The sequence below is a fragment of the Amycolatopsis antarctica genome, from assembly GCF_002262875.1.
Classification (GTDB): Bacteria; Actinomycetota; Actinomycetes; order Mycobacteriales; family Pseudonocardiaceae; genus Amycolatopsis; species Amycolatopsis antarctica.
Map to the genome: position 1 here is coordinate 115,855 of NZ_NKYE01000010.1, position 17,095 is coordinate 132,949.

15 protein-coding genes are annotated in these 17,095 nt (G+C 70.2%); 6 read left to right on the plus strand and 9 right to left on the minus strand.

Features of this window, described 5'->3' with window-relative positions; genetic code table 11:
• The first annotated feature begins 394 nt into the window (after positions 1-394).
• A complete protein-coding gene (locus CFN78_RS17445; protein WP_094863886.1) occupies positions 395-1,000 on the plus strand; it encodes a response regulator transcription factor in 606 nt (201 codons plus the stop codon).
• Positions 1,001-1,007: 7 nt separating this feature from the next.
• Here the strand turns inward: CFN78_RS17445 and CFN78_RS17450 are convergent, their stop codons facing one another.
• The 4 genes from CFN78_RS17450 to CFN78_RS17465 all read right to left on the minus strand — a co-directional run bounded on the left by CFN78_RS17450 (position 1,008) and on the right by CFN78_RS17465 (position 6,400).
• Positions 1,008-2,348, minus strand: a complete 1,341-nt coding sequence (locus tag CFN78_RS17450; RefSeq protein ID WP_094863887.1) for a sensor histidine kinase — start codon at positions 2,346-2,348, stop codon at positions 1,008-1,010.
• A gap of 92 nt (positions 2,349-2,440) precedes the next feature.
• On the minus strand, positions 2,441-3,889 hold the full coding sequence (locus CFN78_RS17455; protein ID WP_094863888.1) for a SagB family peptide dehydrogenase: 1,449 nt from the start codon (positions 3,887-3,889) through the stop codon (positions 2,441-2,443).
• Between the two features lie 53 nt (positions 3,890-3,942).
• Complete coding sequence (locus tag CFN78_RS17460) at positions 3,943-6,219, minus strand: TOMM precursor leader peptide-binding protein (protein WP_094863889.1); 2,277 nt, start codon at positions 6,217-6,219, stop codon at positions 3,943-3,945.
• Position 6,220: 1 nt separating this feature from the next.
• Positions 6,221-6,400: a hypothetical protein gene (locus CFN78_RS17465; RefSeq protein WP_094863890.1), complete on the minus strand. Its 180-nt coding sequence runs from the start codon at positions 6,398-6,400 to the stop codon at positions 6,221-6,223.
• A 271-nt stretch (positions 6,401-6,671) separates the two neighbouring features.
• Between CFN78_RS17465 and CFN78_RS17470 the strand changes: the two genes are divergently transcribed.
• The 5 genes from CFN78_RS17470 to CFN78_RS17490 all read left to right on the plus strand — a co-directional run bounded on the left by CFN78_RS17470 (position 6,672) and on the right by CFN78_RS17490 (position 11,615).
• Complete coding sequence (locus CFN78_RS17470) at positions 6,672-7,511, plus strand: AfsR/SARP family transcriptional regulator (protein WP_094863891.1); 840 nt, start codon at positions 6,672-6,674, stop codon at positions 7,509-7,511.
• 291 nt (positions 7,512-7,802) lie between these two features.
• Positions 7,803-8,486: a winged helix-turn-helix transcriptional regulator gene (locus CFN78_RS17475; RefSeq protein ID WP_094863892.1), complete on the plus strand. Its 684-nt coding sequence runs from the start codon at positions 7,803-7,805 to the stop codon at positions 8,484-8,486.
• 253 nt (positions 8,487-8,739) lie between these two features.
• Entirely contained in the window at positions 8,740-10,014 is a 1,275-nt protein-coding gene (locus CFN78_RS17480; protein ID WP_094863893.1) for an ROK family transcriptional regulator, read from the plus strand.
• A gap of 48 nt (positions 10,015-10,062) precedes the next feature.
• Complete coding sequence (locus CFN78_RS17485) at positions 10,063-10,965, plus strand: LysR family transcriptional regulator (protein ID WP_094863894.1); 903 nt, start codon at positions 10,063-10,065, stop codon at positions 10,963-10,965.
• 197 nt (positions 10,966-11,162) lie between these two features.
• Positions 11,163-11,615 carry a nuclear transport factor 2 family protein gene (locus CFN78_RS17490; protein WP_094863895.1) on the plus strand — a complete coding sequence of 151 codons (453 nt, stop codon included), beginning with the start codon at positions 11,163-11,165 and terminating at the stop codon, positions 11,613-11,615.
• A 94-nt stretch (positions 11,616-11,709) separates the two neighbouring features.
• Here the strand turns inward: CFN78_RS17490 and CFN78_RS17495 are convergent, their stop codons facing one another.
• From CFN78_RS17495 to CFN78_RS17515, 5 genes are read right to left on the minus strand one after another with little or no spacing between them, the layout of a single operon-like run.
• Positions 11,710-12,594 carry a sugar phosphate isomerase/epimerase family protein gene (locus CFN78_RS17495; RefSeq protein WP_094863896.1) on the minus strand — a complete coding sequence of 295 codons (885 nt, stop codon included), beginning with the start codon at positions 12,592-12,594 and terminating at the stop codon, positions 11,710-11,712.
• A gap of 43 nt (positions 12,595-12,637) precedes the next feature.
• The gene (locus CFN78_RS17500) at positions 12,638-13,642 is read right to left on the minus strand and encodes a sugar phosphate isomerase/epimerase family protein (protein WP_094863897.1); all 1,005 of its coding nucleotides are present in this window, start codon (positions 13,640-13,642) and stop codon (positions 12,638-12,640) included.
• 50 nt (positions 13,643-13,692) lie between these two features.
• Positions 13,693-15,081: an alkaline phosphatase family protein gene (locus tag CFN78_RS17505; RefSeq protein WP_094863898.1), complete on the minus strand. Its 1,389-nt coding sequence runs from the start codon at positions 15,079-15,081 to the stop codon at positions 13,693-13,695.
• Positions 15,078-16,232, minus strand: coding sequence for a metabolite traffic protein EboE (gene eboE / locus CFN78_RS17510; RefSeq protein WP_240519517.1), 1,155 nt, complete (start codon positions 16,230-16,232; stop codon positions 15,078-15,080). The genes CFN78_RS17505 and eboE overlap by 4 nt, the downstream gene beginning before the upstream one ends.
• Positions 16,229-17,092, minus strand: coding sequence for a TatD family hydrolase (locus CFN78_RS17515; protein ID WP_094863899.1), 864 nt, complete (start codon positions 17,090-17,092; stop codon positions 16,229-16,231). The genes eboE and CFN78_RS17515 overlap by 4 nt, the downstream gene beginning before the upstream one ends.
• Positions 17,093-17,095: the final 3 nt, after the last annotated feature.

The window sequence follows — 17,095 nt, forward strand, 5'->3', positions numbered from 1 at the left end:
GAAGTCGAAGCGGGTTCGAGCTTCCGCGTCGCGCGCCGGCCGAGCCGCCGGCGGCCGGCTTCCCGCGAGGATCTGCCTCGGCACGAGTGGCGACGGAACCACCGTGTTGCGCCATTCGGCGGCTTCGCCGGGAAGACGGGGACCAGTCCTGTGCGCGATTCCGTGGTCGCGACCGGGAATTGCCCGACAAGGCCTACACTGTGATCACGCCGTGCGGAGGGTCACGGAATCGGCGGCGGTCACCCGAATGCGAGGTTCGTTCCGCCGACGGCACCGGAAATGCTCCGGAGACAGCTGATTCCCGGCGCGGGGATCCCGTGGATGTAACGGTCTGTTCCCGAATCCAGATCGCTCAGAGGGACGATTGACACGCCGGACGTGACTGGGGGCGAACGTGATCAAGGTGTTGCTGGCCGAGGACATGCACATGGTCCGCGGCGCGCTGGTCGCCCTGCTCGACCTCGAGCGCGATATCGAGGTGGTCGCCGAGGTGGCCTCGGGCGACGCCATCCTGCCCGCCGCGCACAAGCACCTGCCGGACGTCGCCATCATCGACATCGACCTGCCCGGCGTCGACGGGCTGACCGCCGCGGCCGAACTGCACGAGACGCTCCCCCGCTGCCGCACCCTGATCCTGACCAGCCTCGGCCGCCCCGGCACCGTCCGCCGGGCGCTGGACGCGAAGGTGAACGGCTTCATCCTGAAGGACGCGCCCTCCGCGAAGCTGGCCAACGCCGTCCGCCAGGTCGCGGTGGGACGACGGGTGATCGACAGCGAACTCGCGCTGGCGGCCTGGGACACCGACGACTGCCCGTTGACCACGCGGGAGGTGGAGATCCTGCGGCTCGCCGCGGCGGGACGCAACGTCGGCGACATCGCCGCCGAACTGTTCCTCTCGCCCGGAACGGTGCGCAACTACCTCACGACGGCGGTCACGAAACTCAACGCGCGCAACCGGGTGGACGCGATCCGGATCGCCACCGAGTCCGGCTGGCTCTGACCCGGCCTCAACCGGCGGTGCGCTCCGGGGTGCGCCGCCGGGGCCGCCACGGCGTGCGCGAACCGGCCGGGACACCGTTCGCGACGGTGCGATCCGCCCCGCCCGGGGTGGCGCCGAGCGGGATGACGGCCAGCAGCAGGTGCCTGCCGTCGGGCACCTCGTGCGCGGCGAGCCTGCCCCCGAGCAGTGCGACGCGGTGCGAGAGGTTCCGGATGCCGTTGCCGCCGTCGGTGTCGTCCAGTGTGTCGGCGCTTCCGGGGACGCCGTCGTTGACGACCTCCATGCGGGCCTCGTCGTTCCCGGTCCGCACCGTGATCGCGCACCAGCGGGCGGAACTGTGCCGCAGCACGTTGGTGACCCCTTCGCGCAGCACCGTGGCGAGCACGGTACCCACCGAATCGGGCAGGACACCGTCGGTCCGCTCGATACTGACCTCCACGTCGGCGGCCATCAGCACGCCCCGCGCGGAGCGACACTCCTCGTCCAATGACAGTTTGCGGTATCCACTGGCGACGGATCGGACGTCACCGAGGGCCTTCCGGGACATCAGCAGGATCTCGTCGATCTCCTGCGCCGCCCGTTGGGGATTTTCCTCCATCAACCGTTTCGCGAGTTCACTTTTCAGCGTGATCGCCGACAAACTCAATCCGAGCAGATCGTGCAGATCGCGGGAAAAACGGAGACGTTCATCCGCGACCGCGAGGCGCGCCAATTCCTCCCGGTTCGCATTCAATTTGGTCACCAGCCGGGCCAATCGGGTGAGACCGAAGACGACCAGCGCGGTGATGGTGGTGGAGACGAACGAGAACAGAGCGACGTACGCGGGGGGCAGCGTGGACGGACCGAAGTTGCTGTCGAGCAGGCCGACACTTCCGGCGATCAGCACGTACAGCGGCACCGACACGCGCGGCCGCAGGCTGAGCAGCACGCTGCCAGCCAGGAACCCGGGCATGCCCAGCCAGATCACTCCGAACTGCAGCATGGGCAGATAGGCGAGGCAGGCCTGCACGACCAGCGCGGCGTAGGTGACCGGCGGTCGCAACGAGGCCTTCGGGCTGCTGAAATAACCCAGTTGCAACGCCATGAAGGCAACGAGGTAGACGGCACCGAGCGCGTCCGGCCACGGCTGTTCCATGTCGAACAGCACCCTGGCCAGTGCGAGCACGGCGATCCCACCGAAGACCACGGTCGTGACCAGCATCGCCAGCCGTGGTGCCATCGGGCTCAGCAGGCTCTGCGGAAACGCGGTGGAACGATCACCGGATCGGTGTGCGGAATCGGTGGATTTCAGTTCTTCCCGTTCCCCGCCGGTTTCCTGCGCATTTTGCACCTCGTGCACTGAACTCATCGTTCGTCCCCTCGCAGGCGCACGGTCACGACACGCGAAATTCGACCATACGCAAGCATTTCGCTACGAGCAATCGTCGAATTGGCCGAAGGTCACGATTCCCGATCGAGGACGCACTCGCCGACTCCTATCTCCGCGGGCCAGTCCAGCCCGAGTGCCCGTCCGACGGTGTCGCAGTCGTCCACCGGAACGGCGTGCACCGCCAGTCCCATCGCCTTCGCGACGAGGTAGAGCGTCTGCTGCAACGCGCCGAAATGCGCCAGCGCGGTCGCGTAGGCGGCACCACCCAGTGCCCACGACGTCCGGCCGGGCCGTGCGGTCACCGACAGCAGCGCCGCCGGTCGCGGCACGCTGCCCGCGGCGACCTTCGCCATGTCCAGCATCTCGGCCAGATCGGTACGGTCGTCGTTGACGAGGGTGAGCGCATGACCCAGCGGATCGTAGTGGTAAATGCCGCGATCCAGCCCGGTGCACCGGTCGATGCTGAGGTACACCTCGAGTTCGTAGAGACACGCGACGTTGAAGTACGGCCGCTGCGAGGCCTCGTGTCCCGGCCCGAACGGCAGGTGCCCCGGCCCGATCGAACGGATCCGCGCGGCCCGGAACAGCAGCTCGCCCAGTTCTCGCAGAGACAGGCCGTCCCCGGAGAACTCCGGGCAGGTGTGGTCGGTCTCGAGCAGGGCGGTCAGCCCCGGTTCACCGTGCCCGGTCCGGCCGGGCGCGGGACGGGGCAGCGCCACCGTCCGGCCGGGGGGTACCGGCTTGACGATCGGCGGCTGGGCATCCGTCGCCGGCGCCATGTCCACCGGACCGTCGCCCTGCCGGGTGCGGCTCTTGCGGTGGAACGCGAGTTCGTGGTGCGACCAGGAGCGCAACGCGGGGTCCTCGTCCTCGGCGAAGCCGGCCCGGCCGTCGCCGACCAGTGCCACCCCGGCGGCCGTCAGGTACGCGACGATGTCGGCGACCACCCGGCCGTCGATCCCGGACCGCGCACCGATCTCGGCGATCGACACCGGTGCCGCCAGCGCGGTGACCACCCGCACGGCCGCCTGCCCGCCGAGCGAGACGGTGAACCGGGACGCGGGCGATTCAAGCACCAGAGCGCCACCGTCCGGGCGGATGGTCGCGAAGCGGGACAGCCGGACGGGCGCACCGCCGGGCACCGGTTCCGGCCGGAACTCCGGTGCTTTCACCACCGGGATCAGCGACAGCAGCGGCGCCTGGCCGTCGCGGAGGCCGAGCGAGTGCACCACCGATCCGCTGAGCTGGTCGAGCACCTTCTCCAGCTCGGCACGTCCCGGGTACGCGACGTCGGTGTCCTCGGCGTTCCCGGTGCCGGCGGTGACGTTCTCCAGGGAGATCGGCCCGAGTCGCATGCGCCGCAGGGCCTCACGGACCACCCGGTCCGCACCGCCGAGGTCGAACTCGCCCCAGCGGGTGACGACCACCAGGGACTCGTCGCCGGCTCCGACCTCGACCAGCACGTCCTGCCGGAGTGACCACAGGCGGATCGTCGCCGCCTGCGCGTCATCGGTTTCCATGGCGGCTCCTCCGGCACGTCCGTCGTCGGTCACCTGAGGCCCGGGGCCGGGCCTCACAGGAACAGGGGGATCGGGTTGAGGTCGCCGTAGGCGCGGGGTTCGACCAGTCTGCCCAGCGCGACAGGCACGTCGTAAAGCCTGCCGGGGGCGAACCGCGCCCAGAACGAGCGCAGGCCCGGCACGATCACCTTCACCACCGGAAGCCCGACGTCCGGGCGGGTCTGGTCCAGCACCAGGGTCTCCAGGCCGTGCCCGGCGAACGCGCGGACGAGGGCGTCGACGTCGTCGCGCACGTCCGGCCGCCGGACGTGGCGGTAGTCGGCCGGAACCCTCGCACGCAGACGCCGGTCCGGGAGCAGGTAGGGCTGGTTGGCCACGGTCGCCTCGGCCAGCCAGCGCCTGGTGTCCGGGTCCTCGGCGGGGGTGGCACCGGGCAGTACGCCGGGCAGGAGCTGGTTCAGTTCGGTCAGGGCGCGGCGCAGCGCCGTGTGCGGGTCGAGGTGCGCGCCGAAGCCGAGGACGATCCGTTCCCGTGGCGAGCGGGTGTCCCGGGAGATCGCCGCCATCACCGGGATCCCGAGGTCCGAGGTCACGTCCAGCACCCATATCTCGCGGCACATCCCGGCATAGTGCGCTCGCAGTTCGTTCATCCACGGGTCGCCGAACGCCGCGATGTCCACCGCGGGCGCGATCGTCCGGTTGTACCACCACAGCGCGACCGCGTCCCGCTCGACGAGTTCCAGTGCGCCCTGCAGGACCGCGTCCTCCAGGCTGCTCCCGGCGGCGTTGCCGTTGGAGTCGGCGTGCACGCACCGGGCCGGGCCGCCGGAGGGGGCGCCGAAGTACAGCAGGCCGGTGGGCAGCAGCCGGTGCCGTCCGCCGGTGAGCGACCAGACCGGCGTCCAGTCCATCTCCTGGTCCTCGTCCACCGGGTCCGGAACGTGGTTGAACGGGGAGTGCTCCGGGTTCCAGCGCTCCCGCCCGGCGTACTGGCGCGGGTCGAACAGCATGCACTCGTTCGGATGGATCGCCTGCGCGCCAAGGGAACGCACACTTCCCCGAACGCGGTGCTCATCGCCGTGGAAGTTCCCGGAGTACCGTTCCACCGCCTCGCAGAGCGCGCCGACCTCGGCGTCGAGCGGGGTGGTTCCCTTGCCACCGTTGGACGAACGCAGGCTCGCCGTGAGGTTGTCCAGACCGGTGACCCCGCGAGTCAGGTTCGGGCCGGAGTAGTACGAGTTGACGAACGGCGGCACCGACGGGTCCCTGGTGATCTCCTTGATGATCCCGGTGACCGGACTGACCAGGTGCCGGTAGCGCTCCAGCACCTCTCCCGGGGTCATCGTCCGGTGGCCACCCCCGTCGCGGACCGGGACCTTCGCCGCGGGCAGCAGGCGAACGGGCCGGAGGGTGGACGCCGCGACCAGACCGGGATCGCCGCACTCGGAACACTGCGGGCGGGCGCGGAGTTCGTGGAGCTGACCGTTGAGATCGAGGGTGTCGAGGGTCCAGACACAGCGCTGCCCGCGATAGCGATGGCCCGCCAGCCACTTCGACGCCTCCAGCGCGATGAGGTGCGCGGCACCGGAAGTCAGCGAGGGCACCGAGATCGCGGGCCTCGGCGCGGGGCCCACGTGGCCGAGCGCGGCCTGCACACAGGCCTCGGCGTTGCGGTGCTCCCACAACCGGTGGCTCAGGCAGTGCCAGCAGCCGGCACCCTCCTGCTGGAACATCGGGCCGATCCACACCTGGGCTCCGACCGGCTTGGCAAGCAGCCAGGGACGGCCCGCCGCGCGATGCGCCGTGTCGATCTCGGCCAGCCGCGGGTCGAGGTAGTCGTCGCAGAGGACCACCGAGACCCGGGCGTCGCCGGGGGCCGCACCCTCGGCCACCTCCAGCCCGGCCTGGTCCAGTGCCTTGCGCACCGAAACGGTGTCGGTGTGCCTGCCCAGGGTCCGCAGGGCGACCCGGCCGGTGGCGTTGCGGGTGGCGACGGCGCCGGAGTCCACTCCGCAGGCGTCCCAGTAGGCGAGGGCGCGGTCGTCGATCCCATGCACGGCCGGGGCGCGGGGGGTGACCAGGCCGGCGTCGACGAGCTGCGCCACCAGTGCCGCGACCTGCTCCGGCGCCAGGCCACCCGGCCTGGCCCGGAGCAGGCCGTCCAGATCCCGGGTGCCGTCGAGCAGTGCGGCCAGCGCCGCGATCCGCGATCCGCGCAGCGCGGTGACGCCCCGCTCGGAGAACAGGAACGCGCCCTCGCCCTCACGTATCTCGGCGCGCAGATGACGCTTGAAACCGAGCAGCTCCGCCGTTTCGGCACCCGTGGACATGTTAGGCCGCCACCTCGTCCAGACGGCTCCAGGTGCAACTGCACACGGAAGTCAGATTCTCGGGGTTGCACCAGTTGTCGAATGTGTTGATAATAAGCTCGACGGAATTCGAAGTGGTTTCCGATTCACGGGACGTGGCAACGAAGTCCGTGATGTTGATGACCTTGCCGTCGTTGTTCATCAGAACTCCCAGAGGTGGAGGGCTGGTGTTGATTGGGTTCTCGAATCCTCTGGGTTCTCCCGCCCTGCGACCAGTGCGCGGATCATGGGTGCCGTATGTGTTCTTCATATCGGGTACGGATTAATACACGTCGCTTCTGGTGCCACTGTCACTGCCACTACCAGGCACATTCTGCCAATCTTCGACCAACGCACGACCGTCGCCGGAAAAGAGCCGAATCGGGCCCGGCGGAATCGGGTCGGGATGCGAGTCGAACTGGGAGGCGCCTGTCATGCACACCGAGATCGCAGGCTGGGACGGAACGGGAAGTACCGCGCCCCAGTACGACGGACCGGCGCCGGGCACGGTGTCGTTCACCCTCCTCGGCCCGCTGGAAGTGCTCAAGAACGGGCAGGATTTCGCGCCCACCGCACCGAAGATGCTGCAGTTGCTGGCGATGCTGCTGCTCCGGCCCGGCCGGATCGTGCAGATCGACTCCATCATCCAGGAGCTCTGGGCGAACGAGCCCCCGCGCAGCGTCCGGACCACCATGCAGACCTACGTCTACCAGTTGCGCAAGTGCATCGAGCAGAACGGTCTCGCCCCGGACGGCGACGCCCTGCTGGTCACCAGGACGCCCGGCTACGTCTTCCGGGTGGAACCGGCCCAGGTGGACGTGTTCACCTTCAACCGGCTCTGCGAACTGGGCCGCCGTTCACTTGACGCGGGCCGGTACGCCGAGGCCGCACAGTCGTTCCGTTCCGCGCTGTCGCTGTGGTCCGGCCCGCCGATGGCGAACGTGAGCTGCGGGCCGGTGCTGTCCGCGTACGCGGTCGAACTGCAGGAGCGCAGGCGCAACGCGCAGCACCTGCGCATCCAGGCCGAGATCGAGGGCGGGATGCACCGCGACCTGATCGGCGAGCTCCGTTCACTGGTCACCGCCAATCCGCTCGACGAGGGGCTGCACGGCCAGCTCATGCGCGTGCTGGGCAGAAGCGGCCGCCGCTCCGACGCGATGGCCACCTATCGCGCGCTGCGCGCCCGGCTCAACTCCGAACTCGGGGTGGATCCCTGCGACGAACTCCAGTCGTTGCACCACGATCTGCTCTCCGCGGGCGAACCCGCGGCCTGACGTGCCGTCCGGCGATCGGCGGAGAGGGAGCAGGTGAGGCGCAGATGCCCGGAACCCGTACACCGTCCGGCGGGGACGTCCGCCCCGCGGCGAGCCCACCCCGGCCGTCCCGGCCACACCGTCCGCGCGCCCCTTGAGCGCCCGCCGTGCGGGAATCGAGTGGCGCTCGAGCGGACACGCACACGCTGTCCGCGTCGAGACGCGGAACCCGCGCGGCACCTCGCATCGCCTCCGTACCCCGAAACACACCGATACAACGATGCTCTCGCATGGAAAAGTGAGGATTGACGTATGACTGGTCGAACGTACGGACAGTATTGCGGCCTCGCCCGCGCCCTGGAGCTGGTCGGTGAGCGCTGGGCGATGCTCGTCGTCCGGGATCTCGTTCTCGGTCCCAAGCGCTACACCGATCTGCGGGAAACGCTGCACCGGATTCCACCCAGCATGCTCTCGGCCCGGTTGAACGAGCTGGAACAGGCCGGGGTGGTCCGCCGCCGCGTACTCGCCAACCTCGACGCCGCGGTCGTCTACGAGCTGACGGAATACGGCAGTGAACTGGAGACGATCGTGCTCCAGCTCGGCCTGTGGGGCGCCCGCTCCCTCGGCGAGCCCGGTGCGGACGATATCTTCACCGTCGACTCGGCGATCCTGTCGCTGTACACGATCTTCCGGCCGGAGGCCGCCATCGGGCTGCGCGCGACGTACCAGGTGCACTACGGGCCCGGCATCGTCGTGCACGCGATGGTCGACGACGGCGTGCTGAAGGTCTCGGAGGGCGCGCATCCCGACGCCGATGTCGTGATCGAGGCGATGGGGCCGTTCAAGCAGGTGCTGACCGGTGACCTGAGCCCGGGTGACGCCGTGGCGATGGGCCTGCTGCGGGTGACCGGTGACAGCGCCCTGCTGGACCGGTTCGGCGACCTGTTCCACATCCCGCCCGCCCCGCTGCCGGTCGAGGGGCTGGCCGTGCGCTGATCGGCGGGGCGGCGCGTCCGCCCCGCCGTGCCAGTCCCGCCGTGCCCGCCTCGCGGGCGAGCTCCGGGCCGATGACGACGCACACCGTCCGTCATCGGCCCGGAGCCATTTTCGCCGTTCCGGACTCAGCGTTAACACCGACGTCGTACGCTGGGTCCTTTCGTCGTCACTTAAGCCATCTAATGTCGCCAACAAACACAAGTTGAGACATTCTATGCTTAGGAACTCCTCACGACCACGAAAGAAGGGGACCATGGCAACGCGGTTGACCGCCGATCTGCCGAACGTCGAGCTGCTCGACAGCTACGGACGGCTGCTCGATCTCGTGCGCACCCGCGAGGCCGTGACCAGACCCGAACTGAGCAGTCGCACCGGCCTCGGCCGGACCGCGATCACCCAGCGCACCACCGTCCTGCTCGACGCCGGACTGCTGGAGGAGGGCGAGCTCAACGCCTCCACCGGCGGCAGGCAGGCACGGTCGCTGCGCTTCGCCAAGGACGCGGGCCGGATCCTCTGCGCCGAACTGGGCGCCACCGGCTTCACCGCCGGCATCACCGACCTGACCGGCTCCGTCCTGGCGTCCCGGCACGTCGAGTGCGCGATCGCGCAGGGCCCCGAGCTCGTGCTGGACGAGGTCGAGAAGATCCTGGACGAACTGCTGGCCACCGAGGGCTGCGCACCGGAAGACGTCTGGGGCGTCGGCGTCGGTGTTCCGGGACCGGTCGAGTTCGCCACCGGCCGCCCCTCGGAACCACCGATCATGCCCGGCTGGAACAACTTCGGCGTCCGCGAGCGTCTCGGTGCGCGATTCCAGGCGCCGGTGTGGGTGGACAACGAGGTGAACCTGCTCTGCCTCGGCGAACTCCGCACTCCCGGCGCGTCGGTCGGCGGCGAACTCCTCTACATCAAGATCGGCACCGGCATCGGGGCCGGGATCAGCAGTGCCGGGCAGCTCCACCGCGGCGCGCAGGGCTGCGCCGGCGACATCGGCCACGCCGCCGTCTCCGACGACAGCGCCGTCATCTGCCGCTGCGGCAAGACCGGCTGCCTGGAGGCGCTGGCGGGCGGGGCGGCGCTGGCGCGGGACGCCGAGGCGCTGGCCGGAGGCGGGCACAGCGAACCGCTCGCCCGTATCCTGCGCGAGAACGGCTCGCTCACCAGCATCGACGTCGCCGCGGCCGCGCAGGCGGGCGACCACCAGGCGGTGCAGCTTCTGACCCAGGCGGGCAAACGCATCGGCGCGATGCTGGCCACGCTGGTCAACTTCTACAACCCGCAGGTCATCCTGCTCGGCGGCCGGGTATCCGACGCGGGCGACCTGTTCCTAGCCAGCATCCGGGAAACCATCTACCGGCGCTCGCTCCCCCTGTCCACCAGGGAACTGCGCATCGACCGGGCCCGCCTCGGCGACGAGGGCGGACTGATCGGCGCGGCCTACATGGTGCTCGACGAGCTGTTCGCCGTCCACTACTTCGGCGACTGGTTGCCCGCGGGCTCGCCGGCGGGCATGCCACACCTGACCGGCTGACCGCGCACCCCCGTACCGCGACCGGACCCGTCGTCATACCCTTGGGCTATGGCCCCACCCGATCTGGAATCCTTGCGGCTGCTGGTGCTCGTCGGCGAGTTCGGCAGCATCGGGCAGGCGGCCACCTCGCTCGGCATCGCCCAGCCCTCGGCGAGCAAGCGTCTGTCCACATTGGAACGAAGGCTCGGCCTGGTACTGGTGGACCGCACGCGGCGCGGTTCCGTCCTCACCCCGGACGGGCATGCCGTCGCCGGCTGGGCGCTGCGCGTGCTGGACGAACTGGACGGGCTGCTCACCGGTGCCGAGGCCCTGCGCAGCCAGCAGGAGGCACAGCTCCGCATCGGGGCGAGCATGACACTGGCCGAGCACCTGGTGCCCGGCTGGATCGGCGAGCTGAAGCGCTCGCTGCCCAAGCTCTACGTCGGTCTCGAGGTCGCCAACTCGGAACAGGTGTCCGAACTCGCCCGCAGCGGCGAGGTCGACCTCGGCTTCATCGAGTCGCCGGGCAGGCCACGCGACCTCGTCGCACGCAAGGTGGCCACCGATCTGCTGGTCGTGGTGGCGCCGCCAGGCCATCCGTGGACGCGGCGCAGGCGTCCGCTGACCCCCGCCGACCTCGTCGCCACCCCGCTGGTCGTGCGCGAGCGCGGCTCCGGCACGCGGGAGACGATGGACGCCGCGCTGCGCCGTGCCGGATTCCCGGCCGTGGAACCGTTGCTGGAGCTGGGTTCCGCCTCGGCGGTCCGCAACGCGGTGACCACCGGGGCGGGGCCCGCCGTGATCAGCGAACTCGCCGTGGCCCGTGATCTCGGGGACGGGCGACTGGTCCGGATCCCGTTGGAGGGCATCGAACTCGGCCGGGTGCTGCGCGCGGTCTGGCCCGCCGGGCGGAAGCTGGTCGGCCCGGCAGCCGCGCTGCTGGCGCTGGCCGTCCGGCGCCTACCCGGCTAGGACGCGTCTGACGATTCTCGGTCGATGGGATTCGTGATCGATGCTGTGACAGGCAAGGCGCCGGCCACCACCTCGGCGCGAACACCGCGACCACGCCGATCGCCGGACGGGGCCCGGGCAGGACCGTCCTTCCGGCGTCCGGCATCGGCCAGGTGGCCGATGCCGGGAATCCGGGACGGCTGCGAACGTCGATGGCCATGGAGACGTTCGACGAGCTGCTGAGTCTGTGGTGCACCGCGGAGGCCCGCGGGGCGACGGACGTGCTCGACCGGTTGCTGGACGAGGACTTCCTCGGCGACGGTCCTGGCTGTTCGCTGCTGGACAAGCGCTCCTGGCTCGCCAGGCACTCGGACGGCGTGTACGTGGTCGAACGGTTCGACTGGCAGATTCTCGAGGCGCGGGAACACCAGCACACCGCGATCGGCATCGGCGTCCAGTCACAGGTCGCCCGATACCGGGGGATGGACTGGAGCGGCGACTTCCTGTGCACGGTCGTCGCGATCAGCAGGCAGGACCGGTGGACGATCGTCAACGTGCAGCTCCACCGGCAGCCGGAGACCGTACCGGCGATCCCGTCCGCCAGGGCCGGATCGCCTGCACACCGGCCCGGTACCCGTCAGCCGGCCCGGTCGGTTCACCGGGCGAGGTAACCCGTCCGGCTCGGTAGGCCGAATTCGTCGACGGGTTTCCCTTGTGCTGCTGACAAAGGAAACCCGTCGACGGATACGTGGCGAGGAGAGCGGGTCAGAAGCGGAGGTCGCGCAGGTAGTTGTAACCGACGACGGCGGTGTTCAGCGGGTCGGACGGATCGTCGTGCTCCACGACGAACTCCTTGATACCGAACCAGGTCGAACGGAAGATCCGCTTGAAGTCGATCGTGCCGGTGCCAGGGTCGGCCCACTCGCCGGAAGTGCTGCGGTCCTTGACGTGGTACTGCAGGGCGCGGGGGAAGTTCCGCCAGTACAGTTCCACCGGGTCGATTCCGGCGTCGACCACCCAGAACAGGTCCAGTTCCAGGTGTACGTGCCGCCTGCTGGTGCGCCGGGTGATGATGTCGTACGGCCGCACGCCGTCGATCGCGGCGAACTCGTGGTCGTGGTTGTGGTAACCGAACTTGATGCCGGCCTTCGCGAACGCCCGGGCCGCGGTGTCCAGCCGGTCGGCGAAGTCCTCCCACTCGGCGATCGTCTCGTACGCGGCGTACGGCACCGCGGCGTAGGTGTGCCCGAGGGTCTTCGCGTCGGCGATCGCCGCGTCCACGTCGCCGTCGATACCGATGTGGCTGGAGGTGGCGGTGAGCCGGTGCTTGCGCAGCAGGCCACGGAACTCCTTGGCGCTGCGGCCGTAGGTGCCCGCCATCTCCACCTTGCGGTAGCCGATGTCGGCCAGTGCCGACAGCGTGCCGTCCACATCGTTCTCCAGCAGCGAGCGCAGAGTGTAGAGCTGAACGCTGATGCTGTCCTTCGGCACCCGAAGACCCGGCCAGAAACTCTTCTGTGTGGCGGATTCCGCCGCGGGGGCGGCCGCGGCGGTGCCACTGAGCGCGGCCGTCGCGCCGAGAACAGCGGCGGCACCGGCGGCGCCACGCAGGGCGGCGCGGCGGGACAGGAATCTGTCGTCGTTGACCATGGGGTTCAACCTCTCCGTGCTGACTGGATTCGTTGTGGTGACGTCATTTCTGGTTACTGAACGCGGCATCGAACGCCGCGGTGGGCTTGTCGAAGACGAGCTCGCGGATCCGGTGGACGGCCTCGGCCGCGCCGCGCTCCCGATCCATCCCGGCGTCCTCCCACTCCACCGAGATCGGCCCGCTGTAGCCGATGGAGTTGAGCGCCCGGAAGCAGTCCTCCCACGGCACGTCCCCGTGCCCGGTCGAGACGAAGTCCCAGCCACGACGGGGATCCGACCATGCGAGGTGCGAGCCGAGCCTGCCGTTGCGGCCGTCGAACCGCTTGCGGGTGTCCTTGCAGTCGACGTGGTAGATGCGGTCGGCGAAATCGAGGATGAAGCCGACCGGGTCGAGGTCCTGCCAGACGAAGTGCGAGGGGTCCCAGTTCAGTCCGAACGCGGGCCGGTTGCCGACCGCCGCCAGCGCCCGCTTCGTGGTCCAGTAGTCGTAGGCGATCTCCGAGGGGTGCACCTCGTGCGCGAACCGAACGCCCTCGGCGTCGAACACGTCGAGGATCGGGTTCCAGCGCTGCGCGAAGTCGGCGTAGCCGTCGTCGATGACCTCCTGCGGCACCGGCGGGAACATCGCCACGTACTTCCAGATCTTCGAGCCGGTGAACCCGACCACGGTGTCGACGCCGAGCTTCGCAGCGGCCCGCGCGGTGTCGGCCAGCTCGGTGGCGGCCCGCTGCCGGACGCCCTCCGCCTCGCCGTCGCCCCAGATACGACCCGGCACGATCGCCTGGTGCCGGAAGTCGATCGGGTCGTCGCAGACGGCCTGCCCGACGAGGTGGTTGGAGATCGCGTGCACGCTGAGCCCGTACTCGCCGAGCAGCCGCAGCCGGTCCGCCACGTATCCGGGTTCGGCGAGCGCGCGGTCCACCTCGAAGTGATCGCCGGAGCAGGCGATCTCCAGCCCGTCGTAGCCCCACTCGGCCGCGAGCTCGCACACCCGGGTGAACGGGAGGTCGGCCCACTGGCCGGTGAACAGCGTGATCGGACGGCTCATTCTCTGGCTCCTTCGGTGAAACGGTTGGCAGACGCCGGTGCCGTACGGCGTCAGTGGCGGGTACCGGCCCGCACGCCCTGCAGGGTGAGCAGCAGGTCGTGCACCTCGGTGGCGCCGAGTCTGCCCGCGGGTTCGGCGACCGGAGTGGAACAGAGCAGGACCGGCCCGTCGGCGGGCGAGTCGGGCAGTCTTCCGTGCGAACCGCGCACCCAGCCGGGGTCGGTCGGAACGACGTTCATCGCGTAGCGCAGGCCTGCCTTCTTGCGGGCGAGGTTGAGGCCCGCCTTCGCCTTGGCCAGCTTGTCGGCGGGGTCGAAGAACAGTTCCGCCGGGTCGTATCCGGGTTTGCGGTGGATCTCGACACCGCGCGCGAAGTCGGGCGCGGCCGCCGGGTCGGTCCAGTAGTAGTAGGTGAACCAGGCGTCCGGTTCGGCCACCGCGACCAGTTCCCCGGCGCGCGCGTGGTCGAGGCCGTAGCGGGCCTGGGCGGCGCGGTCGAGCACCTCGTCGACGCCGGTCAGCTCGGCGACCACGGCCCGTGCCCTCGGCAGATCGGCCGGGTCGGCGACGTAGACGTGCGCGACCTGGTGGTCGGCGACGGCGAAGGCACGCGAGGTCCACGGGTCGAGGTACTCCATGCCCGCCTGCGTGTACACCTCCAGCAGGCCTTCCCTGCGCAGGGCGCGGTTGATGTCGACGGGCCTGCTCGCCGGGGTGATCCCGTACTCCGACAGCGCCACCACCGTCGTCCCGGAGTCGGCTGCGTCGTCGAGCAACGGTGCCAGCGCGGCGTCGAGTTCCCGTGCGGCGGCGGCCGCCTCGGCGCCGTGCGGACCGAAGCGCTGCAGGTCGTAGTCGAGGTGCGGAACGTAGGCCAGCGTCAGGTCGGGCCGCTGCTCACGCAGGATCTTCCGGGTCGCGCCGATCACCCAGCGACTGGAGGCGATCGACGCCGTCGGGCCCCAGTACTGGAACAGCGGGAAGTCGCCGAGGTCGGCGGTGAGCCGGTCGTGCAGTTCGGGTGGGCGGACGTAGCAGTCCGGGGACTTGCGCCCGTCGGCGTGATAGATCGGCCGGGGGGTGACCGTGATGTCGGTGGTCATGCCCATCGCGTACCACCAGCAGACGTTCGCCGAGGTGTGGCCGGGTTCGGCCGCCCGCGCGGCCTCCCACAGCTTCCGCCCGCCGACGAGCCGGTTGTGCTGACGCCACAGGTGGATCTCGCCGAGATCCCGGAAGTACCAGCCGTTGCCGACGATCCCGTGCTCGGCCGGCATCAGGCCGGTGAGCAGGGTCGACTGTGCACTGCAGGTGACGGCGGGCAGCACGGTCCCGAGTTCGGCCTGCCAGCCCTGCTGGGCCAGTGCGGACAGTCTCGGCATGTGCCGCAGGGTCGACGGGGTCAGTCCGACTACGTCGAGGACGAGCAGCGGGTTCATCGCGCGATTCCTTCCGGTACCGGCATTCCGGCGGGTGTACGGGACTGGGCGAGTGCGCGCTCCGCCCAGCGGAGTTCGGCAGCGATGCCGTCCACCAGGTCGTGCCCGCCGGGCAGCACGGACCAGGTGTAGGTCTCCACCTCGATGTGCGGATCGCCGCGCAGGTGCGCGAAGACGGCTCGCAGGTCGCCGGTCGTGGTGGTCAGCGGGGCGGGCGGGTCGGCGTGCAGCGGCATGTGGAAGTGCACCCGCCACGGCCCCGCACCCGGCAGGTCCCCGGCCGGGTGATCGCCGGCCGTCAGGCCCTCAGCCGGGAGGTCGTCGGCGCGCAGCACCCGGCCGTCCTCGGCGAGCTCGCGTACCTGATGCAGGTACCGGGGTTCGGCGAAGGCGGCCAGTGCCTCGCGGTCCGCGGGCGCTCGCGGGTCCGCGACGTGCAGGGCGGCCGAGGCCTGCACCTTCACCACGTCCAGGCCCGCGTCGGCGATCCCGGCGAGGGCGGCCGCCGGGTCGGCGAAGGAGACGGCGAGGTGGCAGGTGTCCAGGCACAGCCCGACGTACTTCGGATCGACCCGGCCGGCCAGCCAGCGCACCGCGTCGTCCACGGTGTCCAGCACGCAGCCGGGTTCGGGCTCCACGGCCAGCCGGATCGGCCTGCCGTCACGGGCCGCCGAGGCCCGTAGCGTCCGGGTGATCTCGTCCAGCGCCATCGTGGCGCGGACGTCGTCGGAACCCGTCCACGGTGTACGCCAGGCCAGCGGCAGTGTGGAGATGCTGCCGTAGGCGGCGTCGTCGGCGAGCAGGTCGGCCAGCACGGTCACGCAGTCCAGGGTGTAGGCCGCTCGGGCGGTCTCCGACCAGGTCGGGTGGTAGACCGCGTGCTTGACGACCTCGGCGTGGAAACCGCCGTAGGGAAAGGCGTTGAGGGTGTACACCGCGAGACCGCGGGCGTCGAGTTCGGCACGCATCCGGGCGCGCGCCGCGCGGTCGGCGGCCAGTGCCCTGGCGACCGGCGCGGCCAGCCACAGTCCGACGCCGAGCCGATCGGCGCCCAGCCGGTCGCGGACCGGCACCGCGTACCGGTCGAGCTGGGCGACGATCCCGGCGAGGTCCTCGGCGGGGTGAACGTTGGTGCAGTACGACAGCGTCACGGCCGGGCACCCCGCAGCACCGAGTTTCCCTGATACGTCTGGGCCTCGCCGGTGAACCCGGGCAGCGGGTCGAGGGTGAGCCGCCCGCTCTGCCCGTAGAAGGCGACCGGGTTGCCCCACAGCACGGTGTCCACATCGGACTCGGTGTATCCGGCGGCGAGCATGGCCTGCCCGGTGTAGAGGGTCTTCAGCGGGTCGGACCGGCCCCAGTCCGCCGCCGAGTTGACGATCATGCGGTCGAGCCCGTACTCACGCAGGATCGCCACCATCCGCGTCTCGTCCATCTTCGTGTCCGGGTAGATGGAGAAGCCCATCCAGCAGCCGGAATCGGCGACCAGGCCGGCGGTGACCTCGTTGAGGTGGTCGACAACGACACGCTCCGGCGCGAGGCCCGACTCACGGACGACGTCGAGGGTGCGCTTGGTGCCGGAGAGCTTGTCCCGGTGCGGGGTGTGCACCAGTACGGGCAGCTCGTGTTCCCTGGCGAGTTCGAGCTGCCGGGCGAAGGCGTGGTCCTCCTCCGGGGTCATCGAGTCGTAGCCGACCTCCCCGACCGCTACCACGCCGTCCTTGGCGAGGTAGCGGGGCAGCACGTCGAGCACCCCGGTGCACCGCGGATCGTTGGCCTCCTTCGGGTTCAACGCGATCGTGCAGTGGTGCCGGATGCCGAACTGCGAGGCGCGGAAGCGTTCCCAGCCGATCAGCGCGTCGAAGTAGTCGGTGAACGAGCCGACACTGGTGCGCGGCTGGCCGAGCCAGAACGCGGGTTCGACCAGCGCGCGCACCCCGGCCGCGTACATCGCCTCGTAGTCGCCGGTGGTCCGCGAGGTCATGTGGATGTGGGGATCGAAGATTCGCACTGC